Source organism: Neorhizobium petrolearium, assembly GCF_017873175.1.
In the GTDB taxonomy this organism is placed as follows: domain Bacteria; phylum Pseudomonadota; class Alphaproteobacteria; order Rhizobiales; family Rhizobiaceae; genus Neorhizobium; species Neorhizobium petrolearium.
Genome location: NZ_JAGGJW010000001.1, coordinates 491,624 through 513,852 on the forward strand (window position 1 = coordinate 491,624; position 22,229 = coordinate 513,852).

Annotated in this window: 22 protein-coding genes; 8 read left to right on the forward strand and 14 right to left on the reverse strand. The window is 61.8% G+C overall.

From position 1 onward, the window contains the following. Window positions 1-5 precede the first annotated feature (5 nt). Together J2046_RS02540 and J2046_RS02545 are read right to left on the reverse strand one after the other, a co-directional pair. A complete protein-coding gene (locus J2046_RS02540) occupies window positions 6-1,511 on the reverse strand; it encodes an inorganic phosphate transporter (RefSeq protein WP_210049076.1) in 1,506 nt (501 codons plus the stop codon). Between the two features lie 126 nt (window positions 1,512-1,637). Continuing rightward, window positions 1,638-2,144 (reverse strand): NUDIX hydrolase, encoded by a 507-nt coding sequence (locus tag J2046_RS02545; RefSeq protein WP_210049077.1) that lies wholly within the window; start codon window positions 2,142-2,144, stop codon window positions 1,638-1,640. 305 nt (window positions 2,145-2,449) lie between these two features. Here J2046_RS02545 and J2046_RS02550 point away from each other — a divergent pair, with 305 nt between their 5' ends. The 3 genes from J2046_RS02550 to glcF are packed head-to-tail and all read left to right on the forward strand — an operon-like array spanning window position 2,450 to window position 6,449. Next, window positions 2,450-3,889 (forward strand): FAD-linked oxidase C-terminal domain-containing protein, encoded by a 1,440-nt coding sequence (locus J2046_RS02550; protein WP_210049087.1) that lies wholly within the window; start codon window positions 2,450-2,452, stop codon window positions 3,887-3,889. Continuing rightward, window positions 3,886-5,085: an FAD-binding protein gene (locus J2046_RS02555; protein ID WP_210049089.1), complete on the forward strand. Its 1,200-nt coding sequence runs from the start codon at window positions 3,886-3,888 to the stop codon at window positions 5,083-5,085. Before J2046_RS02550 ends, J2046_RS02555 begins: the two co-directional genes overlap by 4 nt. Window positions 5,086-5,144: 59 nt before the next feature. Next, window positions 5,145-6,449: a glycolate oxidase subunit GlcF gene (glcF, locus tag J2046_RS02560; protein ID WP_210049091.1), complete on the forward strand. Its 1,305-nt coding sequence runs from the start codon at window positions 5,145-5,147 to the stop codon at window positions 6,447-6,449. 60 nt (window positions 6,450-6,509) lie between these two features. On the opposite strand, the gene J2046_RS02565 is transcribed toward glcF, so the two are convergent. From J2046_RS02565 to J2046_RS02575, 3 genes are all read right to left on the reverse strand, one after another. After that, window positions 6,510-7,232: an outer membrane protein gene (locus J2046_RS02565; protein WP_037158452.1), complete on the reverse strand. Its 723-nt coding sequence runs from the start codon at window positions 7,230-7,232 to the stop codon at window positions 6,510-6,512. A gap of 177 nt (window positions 7,233-7,409) precedes the next feature. After that, window positions 7,410-8,066, reverse strand: coding sequence for a L,D-transpeptidase (locus J2046_RS02570; RefSeq protein WP_411828455.1), 657 nt, complete (start codon window positions 8,064-8,066; stop codon window positions 7,410-7,412). Window positions 8,067-8,247: 181 nt separating this feature from the next. Next, complete coding sequence (locus J2046_RS02575; RefSeq protein WP_210049733.1) at window positions 8,248-9,003, reverse strand: L,D-transpeptidase; 756 nt, start codon at window positions 9,001-9,003, stop codon at window positions 8,248-8,250. 222 nt (window positions 9,004-9,225) lie between these two features. On the opposite strand from J2046_RS02575, the gene J2046_RS02580 reads away from it, so the two are divergent. After that, on the forward strand, window positions 9,226-9,855 hold the full coding sequence (locus J2046_RS02580; RefSeq protein ID WP_210049103.1) for a DNA-3-methyladenine glycosylase I: 630 nt from the start codon (window positions 9,226-9,228) through the stop codon (window positions 9,853-9,855). Here the strand turns inward: J2046_RS02580 and J2046_RS02585 are convergent. From J2046_RS02585 to J2046_RS02600, 4 genes are all read right to left on the reverse strand, one after another. After that, on the reverse strand, window positions 9,842-10,546 hold the full coding sequence (locus J2046_RS02585; RefSeq protein ID WP_210049105.1) for an HAD family hydrolase: 705 nt from the start codon (window positions 10,544-10,546) through the stop codon (window positions 9,842-9,844). The genes J2046_RS02580 and J2046_RS02585 overlap by 14 nt on opposite strands. Window positions 10,547-10,635: 89 nt before the next feature. Further along, window positions 10,636-11,022: a CopM family metallochaperone gene (gene copM / locus J2046_RS02590; RefSeq protein WP_210049108.1), complete on the reverse strand. Its 387-nt coding sequence runs from the start codon at window positions 11,020-11,022 to the stop codon at window positions 10,636-10,638. 56 nt (window positions 11,023-11,078) lie between these two features. Continuing rightward, on the reverse strand, window positions 11,079-11,468 hold the full coding sequence (locus J2046_RS02595) for a hypothetical protein (protein WP_210049117.1): 390 nt from the start codon (window positions 11,466-11,468) through the stop codon (window positions 11,079-11,081). Between the two features lie 51 nt (window positions 11,469-11,519). Beyond that, window positions 11,520-12,281, reverse strand: a complete 762-nt coding sequence (locus J2046_RS02600) for a hypothetical protein (RefSeq protein ID WP_210049119.1) — start codon at window positions 12,279-12,281, stop codon at window positions 11,520-11,522. A 124-nt stretch (window positions 12,282-12,405) separates the two neighbouring features. Here J2046_RS02600 and hisS point away from each other — a divergent pair, with 124 nt between their 5' ends. From hisS to J2046_RS02620, 4 genes are read left to right on the forward strand one after another with little or no spacing between them, the layout of a single operon-like run. Next, the gene (gene hisS / locus J2046_RS02605) at window positions 12,406-14,019 is read left to right on the forward strand and encodes a histidine--tRNA ligase (RefSeq protein WP_210049126.1); all 1,614 of its coding nucleotides are present in this window, start codon (window positions 12,406-12,408) and stop codon (window positions 14,017-14,019) included. 2 nt (window positions 14,020-14,021) lie between these two features. Then, window positions 14,022-15,143, forward strand: coding sequence for an ATP phosphoribosyltransferase regulatory subunit (locus J2046_RS02610; protein WP_210049128.1), 1,122 nt, complete (start codon window positions 14,022-14,024; stop codon window positions 15,141-15,143). After that, a complete protein-coding gene (hisG, locus tag J2046_RS02615; RefSeq protein WP_210049131.1) occupies window positions 15,140-15,838 on the forward strand; it encodes an ATP phosphoribosyltransferase in 699 nt (232 codons plus the stop codon). Before J2046_RS02610 ends, hisG begins: the two co-directional genes overlap by 4 nt. A gap of 25 nt (window positions 15,839-15,863) precedes the next feature. Then, window positions 15,864-16,268 (forward strand): GFA family protein, encoded by a 405-nt coding sequence (locus tag J2046_RS02620; protein ID WP_210049135.1) that lies wholly within the window; start codon window positions 15,864-15,866, stop codon window positions 16,266-16,268. 63 nt (window positions 16,269-16,331) lie between these two features. On the opposite strand, the gene J2046_RS02625 is transcribed toward J2046_RS02620, so the two are convergent. The 5 genes from J2046_RS02625 to groL form a co-directional block, all read right to left on the reverse strand. Then, window positions 16,332-16,781, reverse strand: coding sequence for a DoxX family protein (locus J2046_RS02625; protein ID WP_210049137.1), 450 nt, complete (start codon window positions 16,779-16,781; stop codon window positions 16,332-16,334). A gap of 1 nt (window position 16,782) precedes the next feature. Further along, window positions 16,783-16,980 carry a hypothetical protein gene (locus tag J2046_RS02630; RefSeq protein ID WP_210049139.1) on the reverse strand — a complete coding sequence of 66 codons (198 nt, stop codon included), beginning with the start codon at window positions 16,978-16,980 and terminating at the stop codon, window positions 16,783-16,785. Window positions 16,981-17,053: 73 nt separating this feature from the next. Continuing rightward, window positions 17,054-18,595, reverse strand: a complete 1,542-nt coding sequence (locus J2046_RS02635) for a cation:proton antiporter (RefSeq protein ID WP_210049162.1) — start codon at window positions 18,593-18,595, stop codon at window positions 17,054-17,056. A gap of 54 nt (window positions 18,596-18,649) precedes the next feature. Continuing rightward, window positions 18,650-20,221, reverse strand: a complete 1,572-nt coding sequence (locus tag J2046_RS02640) for a methionine--tRNA ligase (protein WP_210049164.1) — start codon at window positions 20,219-20,221, stop codon at window positions 18,650-18,652. A 362-nt stretch (window positions 20,222-20,583) separates the two neighbouring features. Next, window positions 20,584-22,224 (reverse strand): chaperonin GroEL, encoded by a 1,641-nt coding sequence (gene groL, locus J2046_RS02645; RefSeq protein ID WP_210049166.1) that lies wholly within the window; start codon window positions 22,222-22,224, stop codon window positions 20,584-20,586. Between the last annotated feature and the right edge of the window lie 5 nt (window positions 22,225-22,229).

A 22,229-nucleotide genomic window follows, 5' to 3' on the forward strand; every position in this document is an offset into this window, starting at 1 on the left:
CCTGGTCAGATAAACAGCGCGAACATAGCCGTCGCGAGCATTGCCGCAAGGGTGGCTGCGGCAGGAAGCGTGATCACCCATGCGGCGACGATGGTCAGCAGATGCGAGCGCCGCACCAGAAAACGCCGTTTCAACTCTTCGTCATTGCGTTCGAAGGGCTCGGTCATGTCGAGCTCCTTGCCGGAGCGCATCCGTATATAGTCGAGACGACGGCGGGAATAGCGCGTATACCACTCGCGGAAGAAGCCGACGCCGAACACAGCGCCCACGGCAATATGCGTCGAAGATACCGGCAGTCCGACCCACGAGGCGATGATCACCGTCAGCGCGGTCGAGAGCGACACGCAATAGGCGCGCATCGGATTGAGTCTAGTGATCTCTGTGCCGACCAGCCTGACCAGTTTCGGTCCGAACAGCAGCAGCCCGAGAGAGATCCCGAGCCCGCCGATCACCAGCTCCCAGAGCGGGACGTGGACGCTTCCGGTGACGCCGCGTTGCGCCGCCGCGACAATGGCCGCAAGCGGCCCGATCGCGTTGGAGACGTCATTGGCGCCGTGCGCAAAAGACATGAGCGCAGCGGAAAAGACGAGGGGGACGCGGAAAAGTTTCCTGAGTGATTGATTACGGTTTTCTAGCCCTTCGGCCTGCCGGGCAATCACCGGGATCAGGAGCTGCCATGCAGCCAGGCCGGTCGCCACCGCAATCAGTGTTGCGACCGGAACCGATACATGCACGAGCTGGCCCAATCCGATCAGCGAGAGGAAACCTGCGAAAGCCCCCGTCATGAGGCCGATCAGCACCGGCACCCATTTCTTGGCTGAGGCTATCTTGTCCTCCTGGTAGATGATGGTTTCCTTTATGAGGAAGAGCAGGGCTGCGGCGACGACCGCCCCGAGGATTGGTAAGAAAACCCAGCTGGCGGTGATGCCGGCGATTGTTCCCCAGTTGATCGCCGAAAGGCCGGCGGCCGCTATTCCCGCGCCCATGACGCCACCGACGATGGAATGCGTGGTGGAGACCGGAGCGCCGAACCAGGTTGCGACATTGATAAGGATGGCTGCGGAGAGCAGAGCCGCCATCATGGCCCAGATCAGGATTTCCGGGCTGGCTATCATGCTGCCTTGCATGATGTTGTTGGCGACCGTGTTGGCGACACCCCGGCCCGCGATCACCGCCCCAGCCACCTCGAAGACGGCGGCAAGGCCAAGGCCGAAGGCCATGCTCATCGCACGTGCGCCGACCGCGGCGCCGATATTGTTCGTCACATCGTTGGCGCCGATATTCATCGCCATGTAGGCGGCAATTCCGGATGCGGCGATGACGACCACGGCACCGGGCTTGCCCGTCACGTAGGATGCGGCAAAGATTGCGACGAGGACGATGAAAAGCAGTGCCGTACCCGGTGCGGCAAGCCGGCGCGACGTCTGCCGCGCGGCTTCCTCCACCGAGGATAACTTTTCCAGATCCTTGTCGAGCGTCGGCTTCGCCAGACGCGGCCGCCTTTGGCCCATTTAATCATCCCTGGGTGATACGTGAGGTTTAAAACGGTGGCCCGGCCATTCTCCACCTCGCGAAGCAATCGTAGCCCATCGCCTAATGGCAATGGCTCATGAAGGCAATATTGGAAAGTGCGGAGCTTAGCTCGCCGCCTTGGTCGGCAGCGGCGGAATGCGCGGCTGCATTTTTTCGGCGAACTGCAGGAAGAGAATCTTCAGTTCCGGCTCGTTGACGCGATTGGCGGCTTCCTCGCAGGAAACCCATTCCAGGGTTCGCGAACCCTTTTCGGGAAAGCTCTTGAGGCATTCGGTCACTTCCAGCGCATGGACTTGTACCTGGACAGGTACCTTCAGACCGTTGGTGAGCGTCTTTCGATAGGTATAGTAGCCGAGTGGTTCCTTCCCTATCTTGCCCTTGACGCCGACCTCTTCGAAGGCTTCGCGTTCGGCAACCTGATAGGCTTTCTTGCCTGTCATCGGCCAGCCCTTGGGGATGACCCAGCGGCCGGTATCGCGGCTTGTGGCAACGAGGACTTCAAGCTGTCCCTGCTTCTTCTTCATCCGGTAGCACAGCGCGGCATACTGCTGCCGCGGCGGCCGCTGCAGCATCAACCGAAGATTGCCGGTAACCTGATTCATAAAGCCCAATTTCTGCGATACCTCCGAGTGAACGACATTTTACTAATATAGGGATTGCCCGGAGCTTAACGAGCTGAGCACAACCGTTTTGAACAAGAATCATGGCGGAAGGTTCGCTAATATGAAGATTATTTTCAGGCCCGCCTTGTTTAAGGTCAACTGATAAATTGCACACCTGTTCACTTTATAACGGCATCGTGGATCTGCATGGCGTGATTGCGACAAATACGACGAAGAAAGTTGAAGCAGCGGCCTGATCGTGAAATAGGATGGGAGAAAAGAACAGGCGGCTTGAATTGCAAAGGGAGGTTTCCGTGTCCGAAGCTATTCGCTTTCTGCCGCCACGTCCGGCGGTCCTTTCGCGGCGGGCGGCCATTATCGCCGATCTCACCGATCTCCTGCCGGCAGACTGTCTCGTGCATGAGCCGCGCGAGTTGGTTCCGTTTGAGACCGATGCCTTCATCTCTTATCGGCGTCTGCCCCTGGCGGTGGTCCTGCCGAGGACAACGGCGCAAGTGGCCGCCGTCATGAGATATTGTCATCGTTATGGCATTCCGGTCGTGCCGCGCGGTGCGGGCACCTCGCTTTCGGGCGGGGCAATCCCGCAGGAGGATGCCGTCGTGCTCGGCTTGTCCAGGATGTCGCGCATCCTGGAAGTGGACTATGCCAACCGCACTGCCATTGTGCAGGCGGGTGTCACGAATTTGAGCATTTCCGAGACCGTCGGCGTCGACGGCTTCTTTTATGCGCCGGACCCGAGCTCGCAGCTCGCCTGCACAATCGGCGGCAATATAGGCATGAACTCCGGCGGCGCGCACTGTCTGAAATACGGTGTCACGACCAATAACCTGCTCGGCGTCAAGATGGTACTGGTCGATGGCACGGTGATCGAGCTCGGCGGCAAGCATCTGGACGCGGCGGGCTACGATCTGCTCGGTCTCGTCTGCGGTTCGGAAGGCCAGCTCGGTATCGTTACGGAAGCCGCGGTGAGGTTGATCGCCAAGCCGGAAGGTGCGCGGCCTGTGCTCTTCGGTTTCGAGACTTCGGAGGCGGCGGGTGCTTGCGTGGCGGACATCATCGGCGCGGGCATCATTCCGGTTGCGATCGAATTCATGGACAAGCCGGCGATCGAGATCTGCGAGGCATTCGCCCAGGCGGGTTACCCGCTTGATGTTGGGGCGCTCCTGATCGTCGAAGTCGAGGGCTCTGAAGCCGAGATGGATACGATGCTGGCAGGCATCGTCGAGATTGCCCGCCGCCATGATGTGAAAACCGTGCGCGAGTGCCAGTCGGCGATGGAAGCGGCACTCATTTGGAAAGGCCGCAAATCGGCCTTCGGTGCGACCGGCCGTATCGCCGACTATATCTGCATGGATGGCACCGTGCCGCTTGGGAAACTCTCCTACGTGCTCAACAAGACGTCCGAGATCATTGAGCGGTTCGGGCTGAGGGTCGCCAACGTCTTCCATGCCGGCGACGGCAACATGCATCCGCTGATCCTGTTCAACGCCAACGATCCGGAGGATGCGGCAAGAGCTGAAGAAGCCGGCAACGAAATCCTTAAGCTCTGCGTCGACGCCGGCGGTTGCCTGACCGGCGAACACGGCGTTGGCATCGAGAAGCGCGACCTGATGCGGCATCAATACTCGGATGCCGAGCTTGCCCAGCAGATGGCGGTGCGCTCTGCCTTTGATGAAGACTGGATCCTCAATCCGTCGAAAGTCTTTCCGCTGGAAGGGCGGCCCGTCGCATGACACTGATACCGCATAACGAAACGGACGCGGTCTATGTTGTCCGCAATGCCGCGGCTCAGGGCACCAGGCTCGCGCTCTGCGGAGGCAATACCCGGAGCGGATTCGGCAACCCCGTTTCGAGCGATGAGATGCTGAGCGCCCGGGGACTGTCCGGTATCGTCGATTACGAGCCTGCGGAAATGGTCATGACGGCGAAAGCCGGCACGTCTGTCGCAGAAATCGAGGCGGTGCTCGCGGCAAACAGGCAGATGATGGCCTTTGAGCCGATGGATCATCGCGGCATCATGGGCACGACCGGCGAGCCGACAATTGGCGGCGTCTTTGCTGCCAACGTCTCCGGGCCGCGTCGCTTCGTAGCGGGAGCGGCACGCGACAGCCTGCTCGGCATCCGTTTCATCAACGGCAAGGGAGAAGCGATCCGCGCCGGCGGTCGGGTGATGAAGAACGTCACCGGCCTCGATCTGGTGAAGCTGCTCGCCGGCTCGCACGGCACGCTGGGTTTTCTGACCGAGGTGACCTTCCGGGTCCTGCCGGTGCCGCAGGCGGTGGAGACGATCGTCATTTCCGGACTGGACGATGCGGCAGCCGCGAAGGCCATGGCCGCGGCCATGGCGCTGCCGGTCGAGGTTTCGGGTGCGGCGCATCTGCCGCAAACCGTCCGGGATCGATTCATCGGCGGCGCGCTGCCGGAAGGGGAAGCGACCGTGCTGCGCCTCGAAGGGCTTTTGGCTTCCGTTTCCGTGCGTGCGGAAAAGCTCGCCGCCGTCATGGAGGCCTTAGGCCCGATTACGCGGCTCGGCATGGAGGAAAGTCAAAAGCTCTGGCACGAAATTCGCGACGTCCACCCCTATGCCGACGGTACGCAAAAGCCGCTCTGGCACGTTTCGGTCGCGCCATCAGCGGGTCATCAGCTTGTCGCGGCACTCCGGCTGGAAGCCGGCGTCGATGCCTTCTACGACTGGCAGGGAGGGTTGATCTGGATGCGCATGGAGGCCGATCCGGAGGCAGAGTTATTGCGTCGTTATATCCGCGCACTTGGCGGCGGCCATGCGACGCTCATGCGCGCTTCCGATGCGGTGCGGGCCGAGACACCGGCCTTCGAGCCGCTGCCGGACGCGGTGGCGGCGCTTTCGGCTCGCGTAAAGCAGAAACTCGATCCGGCCGGTATTTTTAGTGCGGGCAAGATGGGGTGGTGAGATAGAATGATAACTGTGCCTGTTTACCCCTCTCTGGCCTGCCGGGAAGGTGTTTTCTAATGCAAACCTCCTTCACGCCCGAACAGCTTGCCGATCCGCATGTGGCCGAATCTGAAAAGATCCTGCGCCGCTGCGTGCATTGCGGCTTCTGCACCGCCACCTGTCCCACCTATGTGACGCTTGGCAACGAACTCGACAGCCCGCGCGGGCGCATCTACCTCATCAAGGACATGCTGGAAAACGGCCGGCCCGCCGATCAGGAAGTCGTTACCCATATCGATCGCTGTCTTTCCTGTCTTGCCTGCGTGACCACCTGTCCCTCGGGCGTCGATTACATGCATCTAGTCGATCATGCCCGCATCCACATCGAGAATACCTACAGGCGTCCGTTGATTGATCGGCTGATCCGCAACCTTCTTGCGGCCGTTCTGCCTTATCCGCAGCGTTTTCGCGCGGCCCTCATCCTCGCGAAGCTCGGTCGCCCGCTTGCGCCGATGCTGAAGCGCGTATCGGCCCTGAAGCCGCTCGGCGCCATGCTGGATCTTGCACCGAAGGCTGCTGCGAAGGCTTCCGACGCGACAAGGCGAGGGACGCATCCGGCGCAAGCGGAGAAACGCGGCCGTGTCGCGATCCTATCCGGCTGCGCCCAGCCGGTGCTCGATCCCGGCATCAATGATGCGACGCTGCGGCTGCTGGCCCGGCTTGGCATCGACGTCGTAGTGCCGGAGGGAGAAGGCTGCTGCGGCGCACTGGTGCATCATATGGGCCGGGAAAATGAGGCGCTCGATTTCGCCCGCCGCAATGTCGATGTCTGGACCCGCGAGATCGATAGGGGTGGACTCGACGCCATCATCATCACCGCATCGGGCTGCGGCACGACGATCAAGGACTACGGTCATATGCTGCGCCTCGATCCGGCCTACGCCGAAAAGGCGGCAAGGGTGTCGGCGCTTGCCAAGGACATCACCGAATATCTTGCGACACTCGATCTGCCGAAGCTGGAGCCGAAGCGGCTCAACGTTGCCTATCATTCGGCCTGTTCGATGCAGCACGGCCAGAAGATCACGGCTCTTCCGAAGAACCTCCTGAAGGTGGCCGGCTTCACTGTTCGTGATCCGGCGGAAGGGCATCTTTGCTGCGGTTCTGCCGGCACGTATAACATCCTGCAGTCGGAGATATCGGCGCAGTTGAAGGCGCGCAAGGTGAGAAACATCGAGGCCACCAAACCCGATGTTATCGCCACCGGCAATATCGGCTGCATCACCCAGATCGCCACCGGCACGGAAATCCCGATCCTTCACACGGTCGAACTGCTCGATTGGGCCTATGGCGGCCCCAAGCCGGAAAAGCTGCCGACGAAATAAGTCTGTTCAAATAAAAAAGCCGGCAACTTCGCCGGCTTTCTAGTTCGCAGGTCTCAGACCTCAGAACTTGTAGGACACGCCGAAGTTGATCGCGTGGGTGAGGATATTGGTCTGCAGCGAAGCGCCGCTGTCGATATCCACGTCGATCCAGGAATAGTTGCCCTTGTATTCGGCGAAGGCGGACCAGTTCTCAGTGAACTGGTAACGGACGCCGGCCTGGGCCTGGATGGTCGCGCCGCCAAACTGGTAGTCGAACGTGCGGCCGCTTGCGCGGGTGACTTCCACATGCGGAACGTTGATGCCGACGCCGGCGCCGACATAGGGCGTCCACTTGCTGCCCTCGATCGGGAACTTGTAGAGCGCGTTCAGCGTCAGAAGATTGAGGCCGTCGGTGAATTCGAAAACGGTCCAGCCGCCGGACTTGGTGAACGTCTCGTCGTCGGCATAGACCTTGGCATGGGTATAGTCGAGCGAGACGCCCCAGTTCGAGAGCGCGCCGCCTTCGAACCAGTAGGTGCCGCGGATACCCCAATAGGGCGGCATGTTGAACGGCTTCGTATCCCACCCGGCCGTGAAGTCGGCCTGGTCGGAAACATCGACATCCGAGTGGGGCGAGAACTGGTAGCCGCCGTAGGCGGAGATTTCCCAGCCGCCGCTGCTTGTCTGAACCGGAGCGACATAGGGTGCTTCGGCGACTGCGGGATCGGCTGCATGAGCCGGTGCGAAAGCAGCGACCGCGGTCAGAGCCGTGGAAACCAGGGAAAGCGAAAGAAGTTTGCGCATGAATCGGCCTGCAGAAAAGATATTGGCTTTTGTCGACGCACTTTAGCTGCGGAAGCGGCGGTGGTCTGTGCTTTTTTTGCACCAGTTGGCGACGAACCTAGGCGGGTTATGGTTAACGAAACCTGAGCGCATGAAAAAAGGGCGGCAAGCCGCCCTTTTTGTGATGTCGGCAAATTGTCAGCCGCCGAAAATAGTGCGGAAAATGTCGATGCCGCGATCTTCGTAATCCACTTTGCCATGGCGGTTGCCGGGGCCGATGACGATGACCCTGGTGCCGATGTCGGCGCGGGCGTAGAGATGCTCCACGTCCTTGTTCATCATGCGGATGCAACCCGACGACATGTTGAGACCGATTGTCCACGGCTGATTGGTGCCGTGGATGCGGAAGATGGTGTCGCGACCGCCTTTGTAGAGATAGAGTGCACGGGCGCCGAGCGGGTTGTCGATACCGCCTTCCTGTACGGCCGGCAGGATGCGACCGGCACGACGTTCGCGGGCACGCATTTCCGCCGGCGGCGTCCAGGAGGGCCATTCCGCCTTGCGGCCGACATTCACGACCCCCGACCAGCCGAAACCGTCGCGGCCCACGCCGATGCCATAGCGGGTCGCGCGATTGGGACCCTCGATATAATAAAGGAACTTGTTGTTGGTATCGACGATGATTGTGCCGGGCTTTTCTGTTGTCGAGAATCGCACCACGCGGCGCTTGTATTTCTCCGGCAGTTCCTTGCGCTGCACCACCAGGGTGACGTCGCTTGCCGGGCGTTCGGCATGCAGTGCGGCCGGCCCGATCGCACTTGCATTCTGAGCGGTGAAAAAAATCGCGCCGGCCATCCCCATGGCCATTGCGAGGATCCTGCCTCTCCTCATTCCCTCGTCCTCTTCAATTTCAGGATGAGGGAGGCTAGCCGACTCCATCGCCAAAGCAAGACGCCGCAGGTCGAATAAAGAAGATGTGATGGCCAGAAGGCGGCTGGGCTGTGTCTTCGCCGCCTCACTTTCCGCCGTCAGGAGGTCACATCACGATGACTTTGGTTCCGACGTTGACGCGCTCGTAGAGGTCGACGACGTCCTCGTTGCGCATGCGGATGCAGCCGGAAGAAACCGCGCTACCGATCGTCCAGGGGGCGTTGGTGCCGTGGATACGGTAGAGGGTCGAGCCGAGATACATGGCACGCGCGCCGAGCGGGTTTTCCGGCCCGCCGTCCATGCGCGCCGGCAGGTAATGGCCCTTGGCGGCTTCGCGCTGGATCATCTCCTTCGGCGGCGTCCAGTTCGGCCATTCGGCCTTCCGTGTGATTCTATGCGCTCCGGCCCATTCGAACCCCGGCTTGCCGACGCCGACGCCGTAGCGGCGAGCCTGGCCGTTGCCTGTCACGAGGTAGAGGAAGCGGTTATTCGTGTCGATGACGATCGTGCCGGGCTTCTCTCTGGTCTCGTAGGCGACCATTTGCGGCAGGAACTGAGGTTCGATCCGGCCACGGATCGGTTGCGGCCGCATGGCGACCGGTTGTGCACGACCCTGGTCGAAGATGCCGCGCCGCTGCACAGGTCGCGCTTCGCGCTGCCGGTAGATGACACGCGGCTGAGCCGCCTGACGCGGATAGACGACCGGCCGGGCATTCGGTCCCGCAAGCTGCATCACCCATGGGGCCGCGAGATCGGGGCTGACGATGACGGGCGGGCGCTCGCGATATCGGTCGTTTGCGAAGGCATTGCCGCACAGGGCGGCTGCAAGGCCAAAGGCCAGGAACAGGGTTTTCTTCATGATCGGGTCCACGCGTTACAAATCACCGACCGGGCGAATCTCTCGAAAAAAGAACGCCCGCGTTGGCGCTCATGGTGGGCGCGAGGTGAAAGCGAATGGTAAACGGGTGGCGCACCGAAACGCACGCAGCCCATAAACCTTTTGGCAGGGTTACCGACCGGTTTGGAAACATGGTTGACCAGTGCTAAAGCGATGACAAAAGCGGTTAACGGCAGGGAATCGGGAATGGAAAAGGCGGGAATCATCATCGGCGACGACGGCAGGGGCCGCTGTTTCTGGCATGGCGGGCTGGAGGACTACCGCCGCTACCACGACGAGGAATGGGGTCGTCCGGTCACCGACGATTTCCGCCTGTTCGAGAAAATCTGCCTCGAGGGTTTCCAGTCCGGCCTGTCCTGGCTGACCATCCTGAGGAAGCGCGAGAATTTCCGCGCCGCCTTTGCGGGCTTTGACTTCGAGAAAGTGGCGCGCTTCGGCGAGGAGGATGTCGCACGGCTGCTTGCCGATACCGGCATCGTCCGCCACCGCGGTAAGATCGTCTCGACGATCAATAACGCCGCCCGCGCCATCGAATTGCGTGACGAATTCGGTTCGCTCGCGAAATTCTTCTGGAGCTTCGAGCCGGGCTCCCACGAGCGGCCCGAAGCGATGGATCTCGAAACGCTGCGCGCCAATCCCACCACGCCGGTCTCGGTGACATTGTCGAAAGCCTTGAAGAAACGCGGCTGGACTTTCGTCGGCCCGACCACCGTTTACGCCTTCATGCAGGCCATGGGCCTCGTGAACGACCATCTCGACGGCTGTTTTTGTCAGCGCGAGGTCGAGGACCTGCGGCTGAAGTTCAAGCGCCCGTGATTTTGGCGAGTGTCGCCGAAAGCTCGCCGAGATGTTCGATCTGGCGGAAGCGCGGCGCTTCGACCGGCGCGTCCACATGCTCCAGGGTCCATGTCAGCGCATGCGGCACGAAGACGCCGTAGGAGCCGGCGGCGATCGCCGGCACGATGTCTGACTTCAGCGAATTACCGACCATCATCGCCCGTTCCGGCCCGTCCGCCACCTTGGAGAAGATGCGGCGATAGGTCGTGGCGTTCTTGTCGCTGACGATCTCCACCGCATCGAAGAAATCGCCGAGGCCGGATTGGGCGAGCTTGCGCTCCTGGTCGAAAAGGTCGCCCTTGGTGATCAGCACCAGAAGGTATTCGCCGTTCAGCGCCTCAAGCGTCTCTTCCACATGCGGCAGGGTCTCGACGGGATGGCTGAGGAGGCCGCGGCCGATATCGAGGATTTCGCCGATCGTCCGGGTGGGCACCTTGCCGTCGGTGATCTCGATCGCCGTCTCGATCATCGACAAGGTGAAACCCTTGATGCCGAATCCGTATTGGGCGAGGTTGCGTTTTTCCGCCTCGAGCAGGCGCTCGGAAATATGCGGCCCCTCGGCGAAATCGCCGAGCAGCTTCTGGAAATGCTCTTCCGTCAGCCGGTAATATTGTTCGTTCTGCCAGAGCGTATCGTCGGCATCGAAGCCGATCGCGGTAATCGGGCGCATGGGTCCATTGCCTCCATGCGTTGATATGGCGAAAAAGAAGACGCCGGGCAAGCGGTTCGGCGCGCCCGGCGCGGTGTTGTTAGACGTTGTTACTTGCCGTGTGCTTTCAGCCAGGCCTGCATTTCGGCGATTTCCGCCTCCTGCGCCTTGATGACCGCTTCGGCGAGCTTGCGGATTTCCGGATCCTTGCCGTGTTCGAGCTCGACCTTGGCCATGTCGATCGCGCCCTGGTGGTGCGGGATCATGCTACGTACGAAATCGACATCCGCATCGCCGGAATATTCGACCGCCATATCCTGGTGCATCTTCTCGTTGGCGGCCGCGTAGCCCTTGGTGGCAGGCGTTTCGGCAGCTGTGCCGGAACCCGCCATCGGCATGTTCTTCATGTTGGAGTGGTCCATCATCTGCTGGGCTGCGAGCGGACTTGAGACCAGAACCGCAAGAGCGGCGGCGATGAATATGGCTTTCTGAGACATGGTATTTCCTTTCCCGTGTCCGATGGAAATTGAAGATGAAGTGATCCGATATTCGATCAGGCGCGGGGAGGGGGTGTCAGCGGCGCGGGAACAGGCGAGACGAGTGTCTGTTCGACGGCCGGCGCGGGATAGGCATGGATGATACGGCCAGCATCGCCGGTTGCAGCATTCGGCAGGAGCGTCACGCATACGGCGCAGAAGGGTGCCGCGCAGGCCTTTGCCCCATGCAGGCAGGGTTGCGTGGTATCGCCGTGCATATGCGCGGTCTGGGCCGCTTCCACCGTCCTGTCGTGCTTGTGCTGGCCATGGCCGCGATGTTGCGAATGGTCATGCGCGATCGTAGCAGGCTGCTTTCCCGATACGAGCACCGAAGACGTCGCCATGGCGGGCATGGCCCCATAGAGGAGCCAGGCGAAGAACATGAAAACGGCGGCGATACGCGACATGGGTTTAGATCTAAGATTGCCGGCATGGAAATCAACCATGTGAAGATCACGCTATGATGACGACCGGGCGATGACCTCATGGATCGCCTGGCAATCGCGGCTGAGTTCGCCGTAAGGCGCGACCGGCCAGGTCCATTTCCGTTTCGCAGTCGGCGCCGGCACGCCGCAGAGCAGGTCGGCCTCTTCGCGCACGATTTCTTTGCGATCGGTGACGCGATAGCTGGTGTCGGTCAGGAGCGCTGTCCTGCAGGGCAGGGCGGTCAGGCCATCGAGATGGGCACGGATCAATGCTCTCACGATTTCATCTTTGCCCGGCCGGTTTTCCCTCTCCAGCCGCCGTTTCGCCCCGACCCCGATCTGTGACAGGATGTTTGCCGAGACGACAAGGTCGAGATACGGCACTTGCCTGAGGAAGGCGAGCGGCTCGACCGGCTTGCCTGCAACTGCATCCTCGAACCCCGAGAGATCCCGGGAAATCAGCCGGATGTTCTTGAAGCGCTCGGCAATCAGCCATGCTCTGACGCTCGCCGGATGCACGAGGTCGACCAGCACGACCGTGTCGAATTGTCTCGACAATTCTTTGATCGGCACGTCGCGCAGCAGGCCCGAGCCGAGTACGACTGCGGTCCGCTTCTGCTTCATGCTGTCTATCGTTTCCCGAATGAAGGCCTTGCAGTTCTCCTCATGCGGCGCCCAGGCTTTCGCGCATCGTCCGGCCCGCGACCAGAGACTGACGGAGGAGCGGATGAAGGGACGAAACGCTTTCGGCGTGACCGCATAGGTCGCGGCATATTGCAGGGCTTCGAGGAGCATGGCGCATTCGATATCAGTCCGGATGATTCTTCACCAGCCGCCGCCCTTGCCGCTGGTGCCTCTATCCTCTAAGAAACCGCTCACAAATCCGGCCTTTCCGGCCGACGGCAATGGAATTTCGATCATGAGCGACAAGAGACAAAAACCGCAGAAACTCAAAGCCCGCCTGCCGCGCGGCTTCGTCGATCGCACCAGTGCCGATATCCATGCCACCAACGAGATGATCGAGAAGATTCGCGAGGTCTACGAGCGCTACGGTTTCGACCCGGTCGAGACGCCGATGTTCGAATATACCGATGCGCTTGGAAAATTCCTGCCGGATGCCGACCGCCCGAACGAAGGCGTGTTTTCGCTGCAGGACGACGACGACCAGTGGATGAGCCTGCGTTATGACCTGACGGCGCCGCTCGCCCGCCACGTCGCGGAGAATTTCAACGAGATCCAGCTTCCCTACCGCACCTATCGTGCCGGCTACGTCTTCCGCAACGAGAAGCCGGGTCCTGGCCGCTTCCGCCAGTTCATGCAGTTCGATGCCGATACGGTCGGCGCGGCGGGCGTCCAGGCCGATGCCGAAATGTGCATGATGATGGCCGACACCATGGAAGCGCTGGGCATCAAGCGCGGCGACTATGTGATCCGCGTCAACAACCGCAAGGTTCTGGATGGCGTTCTGGAGGCGATCGGCCTCGGCGGCGACGACAAAGCCGGCCAGCGCCTCGCCGTGCTGCGCGCCATCGATAAGCTCGACAAGTTTGGGATCGAAGGAGTGCGCCTGCTCTTGGGCGAGGGGCGTAAGGATGAATCCGGTGACTTCACCAAGGGCGCGGGGCTCGACGCGGAGCAGATAGACAGGCTCTCCCGCTTCGTTTCACTCACAGCTGCAGGTACCATACACGGCACTCCAGTTGAGGCGGCAGCGGGTCGCGATCTCTCGGACATGCAAGTTTACGAAATCGGTGGAAAGAAGTATTTCACAGACAATTGGGATACTGTGGAAGGACTTCGCAGCATCGCCGGAAACAACGTCACAGCGCTTGAAGGGATCGAAGAACTCAACACTATAGCCACGCTCGCAGGTGCTGCTCGCTATGGCTCAAAACGAGTTCGCATCGACCCCTCCGTCGTCCGCGGCCTCGAATATTACACCGGCCCGGTCTTCGAAGCCGAGCTCACCTTCGACGTGACCAACGAGAAGGGCGAGAAGGTCGTGTTCGGCTCGGTCGGCGGCGGCGGGCGTTATGATGGGCTTGTCTCGCGCTTCATGGGCCAGCCGGTCCCGGCGACCGGTTTTTCGATCGGCGTCTCCCGTCTGATGACGGCGCTGAAGAACCTCGGCAAGCTCGGCCAGGACGAGGCGGTCGCGCCGGTTCTGGTCACCGTCATGGACGGCGATGTGGAAAGCATGGGCCGCTACCAGCGCTTCACGCAGGACCTGCGCAATGCCGGCATCCGTGCCGAAATGTACCAGGGCAACTGGAAGAAGTTCGGCAACCAGCTGAAATATGCCGACCGCCGCGGCTGCCCGATCGCCCTCATCCAGGGTGGCGATGAGCGCGCCGAGGGTGTGGTGCAGATCAAGGACCTGATCGAGGGCAAGCGCCTTTCCGGCGAGATCGAGGACAATGCGACCTGGCGCGAGGCCCGCGTGGCCCAGGAAACGGTTGCCGAGGCCGATCTCGTCACCAAGGTGAAGGAAATCCTTGCCGCCCAGGCCGAGGATCGCAGAAGGGCGCTGTAGCCATGCCCCTGATCGACATGCCGGAGTTTTCCGGCGATCTCCTCGCCGAATTCGCCGCTCGCCGCACCGAGCGGGTGAACACGCCGGTCATCCAGCCGGCAGAACCTTTTCTCGACATGGCCGGCGAGGACCTGCGCCGCCGCATCTTTTTGACCGAGAGCGAGACCGGCGCGAACCTCTGCCTACGTCCGGAATTCACCATTCCGGTCTGCCTTCGCCATATCGAGACGGCCACCGGCACGCCGAAGCGTTATTCCTATCTCGGCGAGGTGTTCCGTCAGCGCCGTGAAGGCGCCTATGAATTCTACCAGGCCGGCATTGAAGACCTCGGCGACAAGGACATCGCCAGCGCCGATGCCCGCGTCATCGGGGACGCGATCGGCATCTTGAAGGCGCTGCTGCCCGGCCGTAAACTCGGGGTGACGCTGGGCGACCAGGCGGTATTCGAGGCGGTGGTGAGCGCGCTCGGCCTGCCGTTCGGCTGGCAGCGACGGCTGATCCATGCCTTCGGCGACATGGCGCATCTCGAAGCGCTGCTGGAACGGCTTGCCCGGCCGCAGCCGGTCACCGGTCTCTATCCTGAGATCGCCGGGCTCCTTGCCTCCGGCAACGAGGCGGAACTGGTGTCGCGCATCGACCGCACCATGCAGGAAACCGGCTATTCCACCAATGCCAGCCGCTCGCCGGCCGAGATCGCGAGGCGACTCAAGGAAAAGCTGGAACTGGCCGAGACCCGGCTCGACGGCACGGCGCTGCTGCTGCTGCGCGAATTCCTGACGCTTCAGCTTCCGCTCGCCGACGCGCCGGCGGCGCTTGCCGGCTTCGCCGATGCCGCAGGCCTGAAGCTCGGGCCGGCGGCAGCACTTTTCGACGCGCGTCTGGCGGCGCTCGCCAATGCCGGCGCCGATCTTTCGGCCATGACCTATCGCGCCGCCTTCGGCCGTCCGCTCGACTATTATACCGGCCTCGTCTTCGAGGTGACCGAAGCGGGCTCGCCCGCCGTTCTGGCCGGCGGCGGCCGCTTCGACCGGCTGCTGACCCTGCTCGGGGCGAAGGATCATATCCCGGCCGTCGGCTTCTCGCTCTGGCTCGACCGGATCGAAGCTGTGAGGGCGAAACAATGAGCGTCATTACGATTGCCCTGCCGTCCAAGGGCCGCATCAAGGAAGACACCGCCGCGATTTTCGATCGCGCCGGACTTGCGATTTCCGCCGTTGGCAACGACCGCTCCTATCGCGGCCGCATTGAAGGAATGGACGGCGTCGAGATCGCCTACCTGTCGGCCTCCGAGATTGCGCGGGAACTCGCAAGCGGCGCGGTGGATTTCGGCGTCACCGGCGAGGACTTGGTCCGCGAGGGGATGGCAGGCGCCGATCAACGCGTGGAGTTCTGCGCCCGCCTGGGTTTCGGCCAGGCGGATGTCGTGGTCGCCGTGCCGGAAATCTGGCTCGACGTGGAGACCATGGCCGATCTCGGCGACGTGGCCGCGGATTTCCGCGCTCGCCATGGCCGCCGGTTGCAGATCGCCACGAAATACTGGCGGCTCACCCAGCAGTTCTTTTCAAGCCAGCATGGCATCCAGCTCTACCGCATCGTGGAAAGTCTCGGCGCCACGGAAGGCGCGCCGGCGGCCGGCCAGGCGGATATCATCGTCGATATCACCTCGACGGGCTCGACGCTTCGGGCGAACCATCTGAAGATCCTGTCGGACGGGGTGATCCTGAAATCCGAGGCCTGCCTGGTGAGAGCCCGCAAGCCGGATCACGAGGACGACCCGCGGGTGGCGCAGATCGTGGAGGCGGTCCGCGGCGTGCTTTGAGTTTCAACGGGGAGGAGATGACCTAATGCACATTACCGGTGGATGCCATTGCGGCTATGTGACCTATGAGGCCGAGCTCGATCCGCAGCGGGTCGCCATCTGCCACTGTACCGATTGCCAGAAACTTACCGGCTCGCCTTTTCGAGTGACGGCGGTCGTTCCGGAAAGCGATTTGAAGCTCACCGGCAAGCCGCCGAAGCAGTACCGAAAGACGGCCGAAAGCGGGCGCGGCCGGCTCCAGTATTTCTGCCCGGAATGCGGGTCGCAGCTCTTCGTCAACGGCGAGGGAGAGGCCTCGAAGATCTGGGGCATCCGCTGGGGCAGCATCGACCAGCGGATGGAGCTGAAACCGCAGCGGCAGGTCTGGTGCCGCTCCTCGCCGGCCTGGCTTTCGCATATCGGCGAATTGCCGGCCCGCGAAAAGGATTAGAGACAAAAAATCCGCCGGACGCGAGGTCCAGCGGATCAGTCCAGGGCAGGGAATGCTGGCAAGTTAAGCGGTAATTGCGACCGAACCGCGGCGGGCGTCGATCGAGTAGGCGCCGGCGCCGGCGGCGACAAGGGTGAGGAAGCCCCCGGCGATCGTCAGGTTCTTCATCATCATCAGGCTGTTGAAGAGGGTGAGCAGGCCATTTGCAGCTTCCGGGAAGTCCGGGATATTGATTGCGCCTGAATGGAATACGAGGGCGGTGAAGGCCGAGAAGCCAGCAAGCAAGAGCGCGGCAATGCGGGTCTGGAAGCCCACCAGTACGGCAAGCCCAGCCACGACCTCAAAGAGGCCTGCGACATAGGCAAGCAAGGTCGCAGCCGGAATGCCGGCGCCAGCGATCATGCCGGCGGTGGCCGACGGGTCGAGGAGCTTCGGAAAGCCCGACAGGATGAACATGCCGGACAAAAGCACACGGCCCGCCAGAAGCAGGAAATTGGTTGCGGTAGAGGACATTTTAAATCTCCGGGTCAATGTCTGTGGTGAGACAGGCAGTTAATTTCTGTCCGCTTATTTGCCTGTTTTTGGGGCGATCGGAAAGATGAACGATAAGAGACGCATTGTTCTCAAATGATGAACAAGAAAGACGCAGTTCGGCATTTTCTTTTTCCACCATGTCCAAAACCGGAGAGCCCACACGAATGCGGAACCTCATTGGAAAAGTGGCTCCGCATTCGCGTGGCCTTCGGTGTTCTCTCGGGGTGGGGTGAGGTTTCGCGCCTAAAAACTCATATCTCCTCGATCCGCCGCGCGTTCTCCGGCAGGACGGAAAGTTCGCGCCAGTCGATTTCTTCCAGGAGAAGATTGTATTCGTCGACATTGAGCTGGCCGGCTGCGCGAAGTCCTTCGAGCGCCTCCCGCTGGGCGACGATGGCATCGAGCGCCAGCCGGCGATAGGTTTCGAGCGATGTCGCGCCTGCGGTATGGGACACGGCCTCCTGCTCCAGGCGGAATTTTGCGCGCAGCAGTTCCGCTTCGTCCTCCACGGCTCCTTCGAGTCTCGAGAGCCCCGCCAACGCTATCTCGCTGCGACGGGCGGCGAGTTCGCCAGGCCCTTTCTGGCGGCGGTCGAGACCGAGCCATCTGATGATCGGCGCGAGCGTCAGCCCCTGGACGACCAGCGTGGCAAGCACGACGGCGAAGGCCGTCAGGACGACAATATCGCGTTCGGGGAATGAGGCCGGCAAGGCGAAGGCCGTCGCTAGTGTCACAAGTCCGCGCATACCGCACCAGCTGGCAAGCAGCGCCTGTTTGGCGGAGGCTGGTTCCGCTATGCCGCGGCGGCGCGCACGCCAGGCCTGCAAGCGGTTGAAGCCGACATAGACCACGAAACGCACCAGGACGACGATGACGACGGTGATCAGGGCAAAACGGATCGCCTCTCCGAGACGGTCTGCTGGCATTCCTCCGACGATATCGCGAACCTGCATGCCCATCAGAAGAAAGGCCATCACGTTCAGCACGAAGACAACGGCGCTCCAGACCGCATAGGACTGCACCCGCATCCGTACCGAGGTCGGCGTCCTGTTGCTGTACGCCAGCGTCATCGCAAAGGCGACGATGGCGAGCACGGCCGAAAGACCGAGACGTTCGGCGATGACCCACAGGAGGAAGGTCTGCACGAACTGCAGGAGGTTTCCGCCAAGCGTGCCGGAGACGAAGCGCGCCAGGTGCCGGACCAGCGTTGCAGCTATGATTCCAAGCAGGATGCCGCCGGGAACGGCAATTGTGAGGTGCAAGGCGATGGGCATGTCGAGGCCGCCCGCCGACTGGATGGCGAGCGCAGCGTCGAAGATCAGGAGTGCTGCGGCATCGTTGAAGAGGCTTTCGCCGCGCAGGACCGTATCCGTGCTGCGGGGGATCGACATGGCAGAAAGTACCGCGGTCGCCGCCGCCGCATCGGGCGGCGCGACGATCGCGCCCAGCACCAACGCTGCGGCGAGCGGCAGGCCGGCGAAAGCCCAGCCAAAGAATGCGACTGCCGCCGCCGTCACAACGACGCCACCCACGGCGAAGACGACGAGCGGCAGCCAGAAGCGGCGCGCGACGCCCACCGGAAAATCGAAAGCGGCATCGAACAGCGCCGGCGCGATGAACAGGGCGAGTGCTGTGGCCGGGTCGAGGGAAATGTATGGCGTGCCGGGAACCAGCGCGACGGCCGCACCCGCCAGGGCGAGCATGGAAGGATAGGGCACGGAGAGGCGGCGCGAAACCTGCAGCAGCACGATCGCGACCAGCACCAGAAGGAGAAGGCTTTCAAAGAAACTCATGAGCGCGACTGTAATTGCGGCGCGGGCAGTTGTCAGCGGCCTTGCATCTTTGCTCTAGCCGGGATTGCGTGAGATGCTTCCCTTGGGAAACAGTGCGCCACCTCTGTCAACCTTGAGCCCGGCCAATTCCAGGGCCGCGGCGCCCCGCAATGGCCCACCCAGTTTATATCGCAGTTTTTCGCTCGTCTCCGGCAGCAGGGGGCTGAGGCAATCGGCGATCGCCTGCAGTGACGCCGCCAAAATAAACAGGCAGTTGCGCAACCTGATCGCCGGTTCGGAACCTCCGGCTTTGGCCAGAGCCCAGGGTTGCTGTTCCGCGACATAGCGATTTGTCGACGCGACAAACGACCACACGGCATCCAGGGACTCGTCGAATGCGCAGGCCTCAATGGAGCCGGCGACGTTTTTCCTGAGGTCGGCCGCCTGATGAAGCAGGTCGTCCTCTTTGATGTCGATGCCTTCGGGAGCCGGTATGATGCCGCCGCAATAGCGGTCGATCATGCTGAGAGCGCGGTGCACGAGATTGCCGAGCTGATCCGCAAGTTCGGAGTCATGCGCCTGCCGGAAGCGCTCATAGGAAAAATCACCATCGCCCGTAGGGCGGATATGCCGCAACAGATAATAACGCAAGGCGTCTGTCCCGAGTTCATCGGCCAATGGAACGGGATCGATCGCGTTGCCGGCTGATTTGCCGATCTTCCGGCCGTCCACTGTCACATAACCGTGGACGAAGATGCGCGTGGGCGGGATGATGCCCGCCGAAAGAAGAATGGCCGGCCAATAGATGGCATGGAACCGGGTGATCCCCTTGCCGATCACGTGTTCTCGGGAAGCGCTCTCAAGCCAGAAGCGCCGGAACAAGGCTTCGTCCGTGCCATAGCCGAGGGCCGTGATGTAGTTAGCAAGCGCATCGAACCAGACATAAATCACCTGGCCTGGATCGTCCGGCACGGGAACGCCCCATCCGCGCGCACGGATTGCGCTGCGCGAAATGCTGAAATCTTCAAGGCCTCCCCTGATCCAGGCCAGGACCTCATTGCGCCGTGATTCCGGCACCACTTCGATCTCGCGACGTTCATACAATCTGCGCAGCGTCTCCTCGTAGCGCGAGAGGCGGAAGAACCAGTTTTCTTCTTCCACGAGGTCCGGGATAGTGCCGTGTTCCGGGCATTTGCCGTCCGCGAGTTCTTCGGGCTTGTAGAATTGTTCGCAGCCATTGCAGTAAAGGCCGCGATAGGCACGCTTGTAGATGTCGCCGCTCCTGAAACACGCCGCCCAGAGCTTGCGGGCGCCGGGTGCATGGCGTGGATCGCTGCTCGTCCGGATAAAGTCGTCATAGGAAAGGTTCAAACCTTGCTGAAGAGCGCGAAAGTGATTGGAATTGCGCTCGACGAGCGTTTCGACGGGCAGCCTGGCGGCTTCGGCCGCCTGAACATTCTTGATGCTGTTCTCGTCGGTGCCGGCCAGGAAGCGCGTATCGGCGCCCGTGGAGCGGTGGGATCGGGCGATGACGTCGGCCTGAACGACCTCCAGCGCGAAGCCGATATGGGGCCGAGCGTTCACATAGGGAATTGCCGTCGTGACGTAGCGATGAGATGGGTTGATGGAATGAGCATTCGCGGGCATCGGGAGACCTCTCGGGTTTGAGAACGAGGCGGTCCCTGAAGACAAAAAAGCCGCCCCGGGTGGAAGCGACTTGGATGTTTGCTTATCCGCGTGGATTACACGCCAAGACCTGCCGCTTCCGATTTGGAAAGCGGCATCATCATGCAGATGCTGACGATCGAGGCGCTGTTGGTCATGAAGTCCAATTATCCTCTTGGAGGGTTCCCGTCAATTGATGCTTCGGGGAAGCGGAAGTCGACAGCCCGGGGCGCTCGACGCGCAGAGCCGTCTGGGATGACGGCGGCCTCGTTGACATGAAAAAGGGCGGCCCGAAGACCGCCCCCCTCAATTGAACCGGATGGCTCAGATGCGAGACGTCAGTCTCACATCATGTCCATGCCGCCCATTCCGCCCATGCCGCCGCCCGGCATTGCCGGAGCGTCCTTCTTCGGCAGCTCGGCGATCATGGCTTCGGTGGTGACGAGCAGACCGGCAACCGAGGCTGCGTCCTGCAGGGCGGTGCGAACGACCTTGACCGGGTCGACGATACCCATGGCGATCATGTCGCCATATTCGCCGGTCTGGGCGTTGTAGCCGTAGTTGTCGCCGTTCTTTTCGAGGATCTTGCCGACAACGATCGAAGCTTCGTCACCGGCGTTCTCGGCGATCTGGCGGGCCGGAGCCTGCAGGGCGCGGCGAACGATGTTGACGCCGGCTTCCTGGTCGGCATTTTCGCCCTTGACCGTCAGCTGAGCGGAAGCGCGCAGCAGAGCGACGCCGCCGCCCGGTACGATGCCTTCCTGAACGGCCGCACGGGTTGCGTTGAGCGCGTCGTCGATGCGGTCCTTCTTTTCCTTCACTTCGACTTCCGTCGAGCCGCCGACGCGGATGACGGCAACGCCGCCAGCGAGCTTGGCAAGACGTTCCTGCAGTTTCTCGCGGTCGTAGTCGGAGGTGGTTTCTTCGATCTGGGCCTTGATCTGGCCGACGCGGCCTTCGATGTCGGCCTTCTGGCCGGCACCGTCGACGATCGTGGTGTTTTCCTTGGAGATCGAAACCTTCTTGGCGCGGCCGAGCATGTCGATGGTGACGTTCTCGAGCTTGATGCCGAGGTCTTCGGAAATGACGGTACCGCCGGTCAGGATGGCGATGTCTTCCAGCATGGCCTTGCGGCGGTCGCCGAAGCCCGGAGCCTTGACGGCAGCGATCTTGAGACCGCCACGCAGCTTGTTGACGACGAGTGTTGCGAGCGCTTCGCCTTCAACGTCCTCAGCGATGATGAGGAGCGGCTTGCCGGTCTGGACGACGGCTTCGAGAACCGGGAGCATCGCCTGGAGGTTGGAGAGCTTCTTCTCGTGCAGGAGGATGAAGGCATCTTCCAGGTCAGCAACCATCTTTTCCGGGTTGGTGACGAAGTAGGGCGAGAGATAGCCGCGGTCGAACTGCATGCCTTCGACGACTTCGAGTTCGGTTTCGGCGGTCTTGGCTTCTTCAACCGTGATGACGCCTTCGTTGCCGACCTTCTGCATGGCTTCGGCAATGTCGAGGCCGATCTGGCGCTCGCCGTTGGCGGAGATCGTGCCGACCTGGGCGACTTCTTCCGAAGTGTTGATCTTCTTGGCCTTGGCCTGGAGATCGGCGACGACGGCCTTGACGGCGAGGTCGATGCCGCGCTTCAGGTCCATCGGGTTCATGCCGGCTGCAACGGCCTTGGCGCCTTCCTTGACGATCGCCTGGGCAAGAACGGTCGCGGTGGTGGTGCCGTCACCGGCGATGTCGTTGGTCTTCGAAGCGACTTCGCGGACCATCTGGGCGCCCATGTTTTCGAACTTGTCTTCCAGTTCGATTTCCTTGGCGACGGAAACGCCGTCCTTCGTGATGCGCGGAGCGCCGAAGGACTTGTCGATCACGACGTTGCGGCCTTTCGGGCCGAGCGTGACCTTGACTGCATCGGCGAGAATATCAACGCCGCGCAGCATCTTTTCGCGAGCGCTACGGCCGAACTTGACTTCTTTAGCTGCCATTTTTG

Bases quoted from the DNA above. Each gene is read 5' to 3' on its own strand.
- J2046_RS02540 (WP_210049076.1), bottom strand. From the start codon at position 1,511: ATGGGCCAAAGGCGGCCGCGTCTGGCGAAGCCGACGCTCGACAAGGAT.
- J2046_RS02555 (WP_210049089.1), top strand. From the start codon at position 3,886: ATGACACTGATACCGCATAACGAAACGGACGCGGTCTATGTTGTCCGC.
- glcF (WP_210049091.1), top strand. From the start codon at position 5,145: ATGCAAACCTCCTTCACGCCCGAACAGCTTGCCGATCCGCATGTGGCC.
- J2046_RS02565 (WP_037158452.1), bottom strand. From the start codon at position 7,232: ATGCGCAAACTTCTTTCGCTTTCCCTGGTTTCCACGGCTCTGACCGCG.
- J2046_RS02570 (WP_411828455.1), bottom strand. From the start codon at position 8,066: ATGGCCGGCGCGATTTTTTTCACCGCTCAGAATGCAAGTGCGATCGGG.
- J2046_RS02580 (WP_210049103.1), top strand. From the start codon at position 9,226: ATGGAAAAGGCGGGAATCATCATCGGCGACGACGGCAGGGGCCGCTGT.
- J2046_RS02585 (WP_210049105.1), bottom strand. From the start codon at position 10,546: ATGCGCCCGATTACCGCGATCGGCTTCGATGCCGACGATACGCTCTGG.
- copM (WP_210049108.1), bottom strand. From the start codon at position 11,022: ATGTCTCAGAAAGCCATATTCATCGCCGCCGCTCTTGCGGTTCTGGTC.
- J2046_RS02595 (WP_210049117.1), bottom strand. From the start codon at position 11,468: ATGTCGCGTATCGCCGCCGTTTTCATGTTCTTCGCCTGGCTCCTCTAT.
- J2046_RS02600 (WP_210049119.1), bottom strand. From the start codon at position 12,281: ATGCTCCTCGAAGCCCTGCAATATGCCGCGACCTATGCGGTCACGCCG.
- hisS (WP_210049126.1), top strand. From the start codon at position 12,406: ATGAGCGACAAGAGACAAAAACCGCAGAAACTCAAAGCCCGCCTGCCG.
- J2046_RS02610 (WP_210049128.1), top strand. From the start codon at position 14,022: ATGCCCCTGATCGACATGCCGGAGTTTTCCGGCGATCTCCTCGCCGAA.
- hisG (WP_210049131.1), top strand. From the start codon at position 15,140: ATGAGCGTCATTACGATTGCCCTGCCGTCCAAGGGCCGCATCAAGGAA.
- J2046_RS02620 (WP_210049135.1), top strand. From the start codon at position 15,864: ATGCACATTACCGGTGGATGCCATTGCGGCTATGTGACCTATGAGGCC.
- J2046_RS02625 (WP_210049137.1), bottom strand. From the start codon at position 16,781: ATGTCCTCTACCGCAACCAATTTCCTGCTTCTGGCGGGCCGTGTGCTT.
- J2046_RS02630 (WP_210049139.1), bottom strand. From the start codon at position 16,980: ATGAGGTTCCGCATTCGTGTGGGCTCTCCGGTTTTGGACATGGTGGAA.
- J2046_RS02635 (WP_210049162.1), bottom strand. From the start codon at position 18,595: ATGAGTTTCTTTGAAAGCCTTCTCCTTCTGGTGCTGGTCGCGATCGTG.
- J2046_RS02640 (WP_210049164.1), bottom strand. From the start codon at position 20,221: ATGCCCGCGAATGCTCATTCCATCAACCCATCTCATCGCTACGTCACG.
- groL (WP_210049166.1), bottom strand. From the start codon at position 22,224: ATGGCAGCTAAAGAAGTCAAGTTCGGCCGTAGCGCTCGCGAAAAGATG.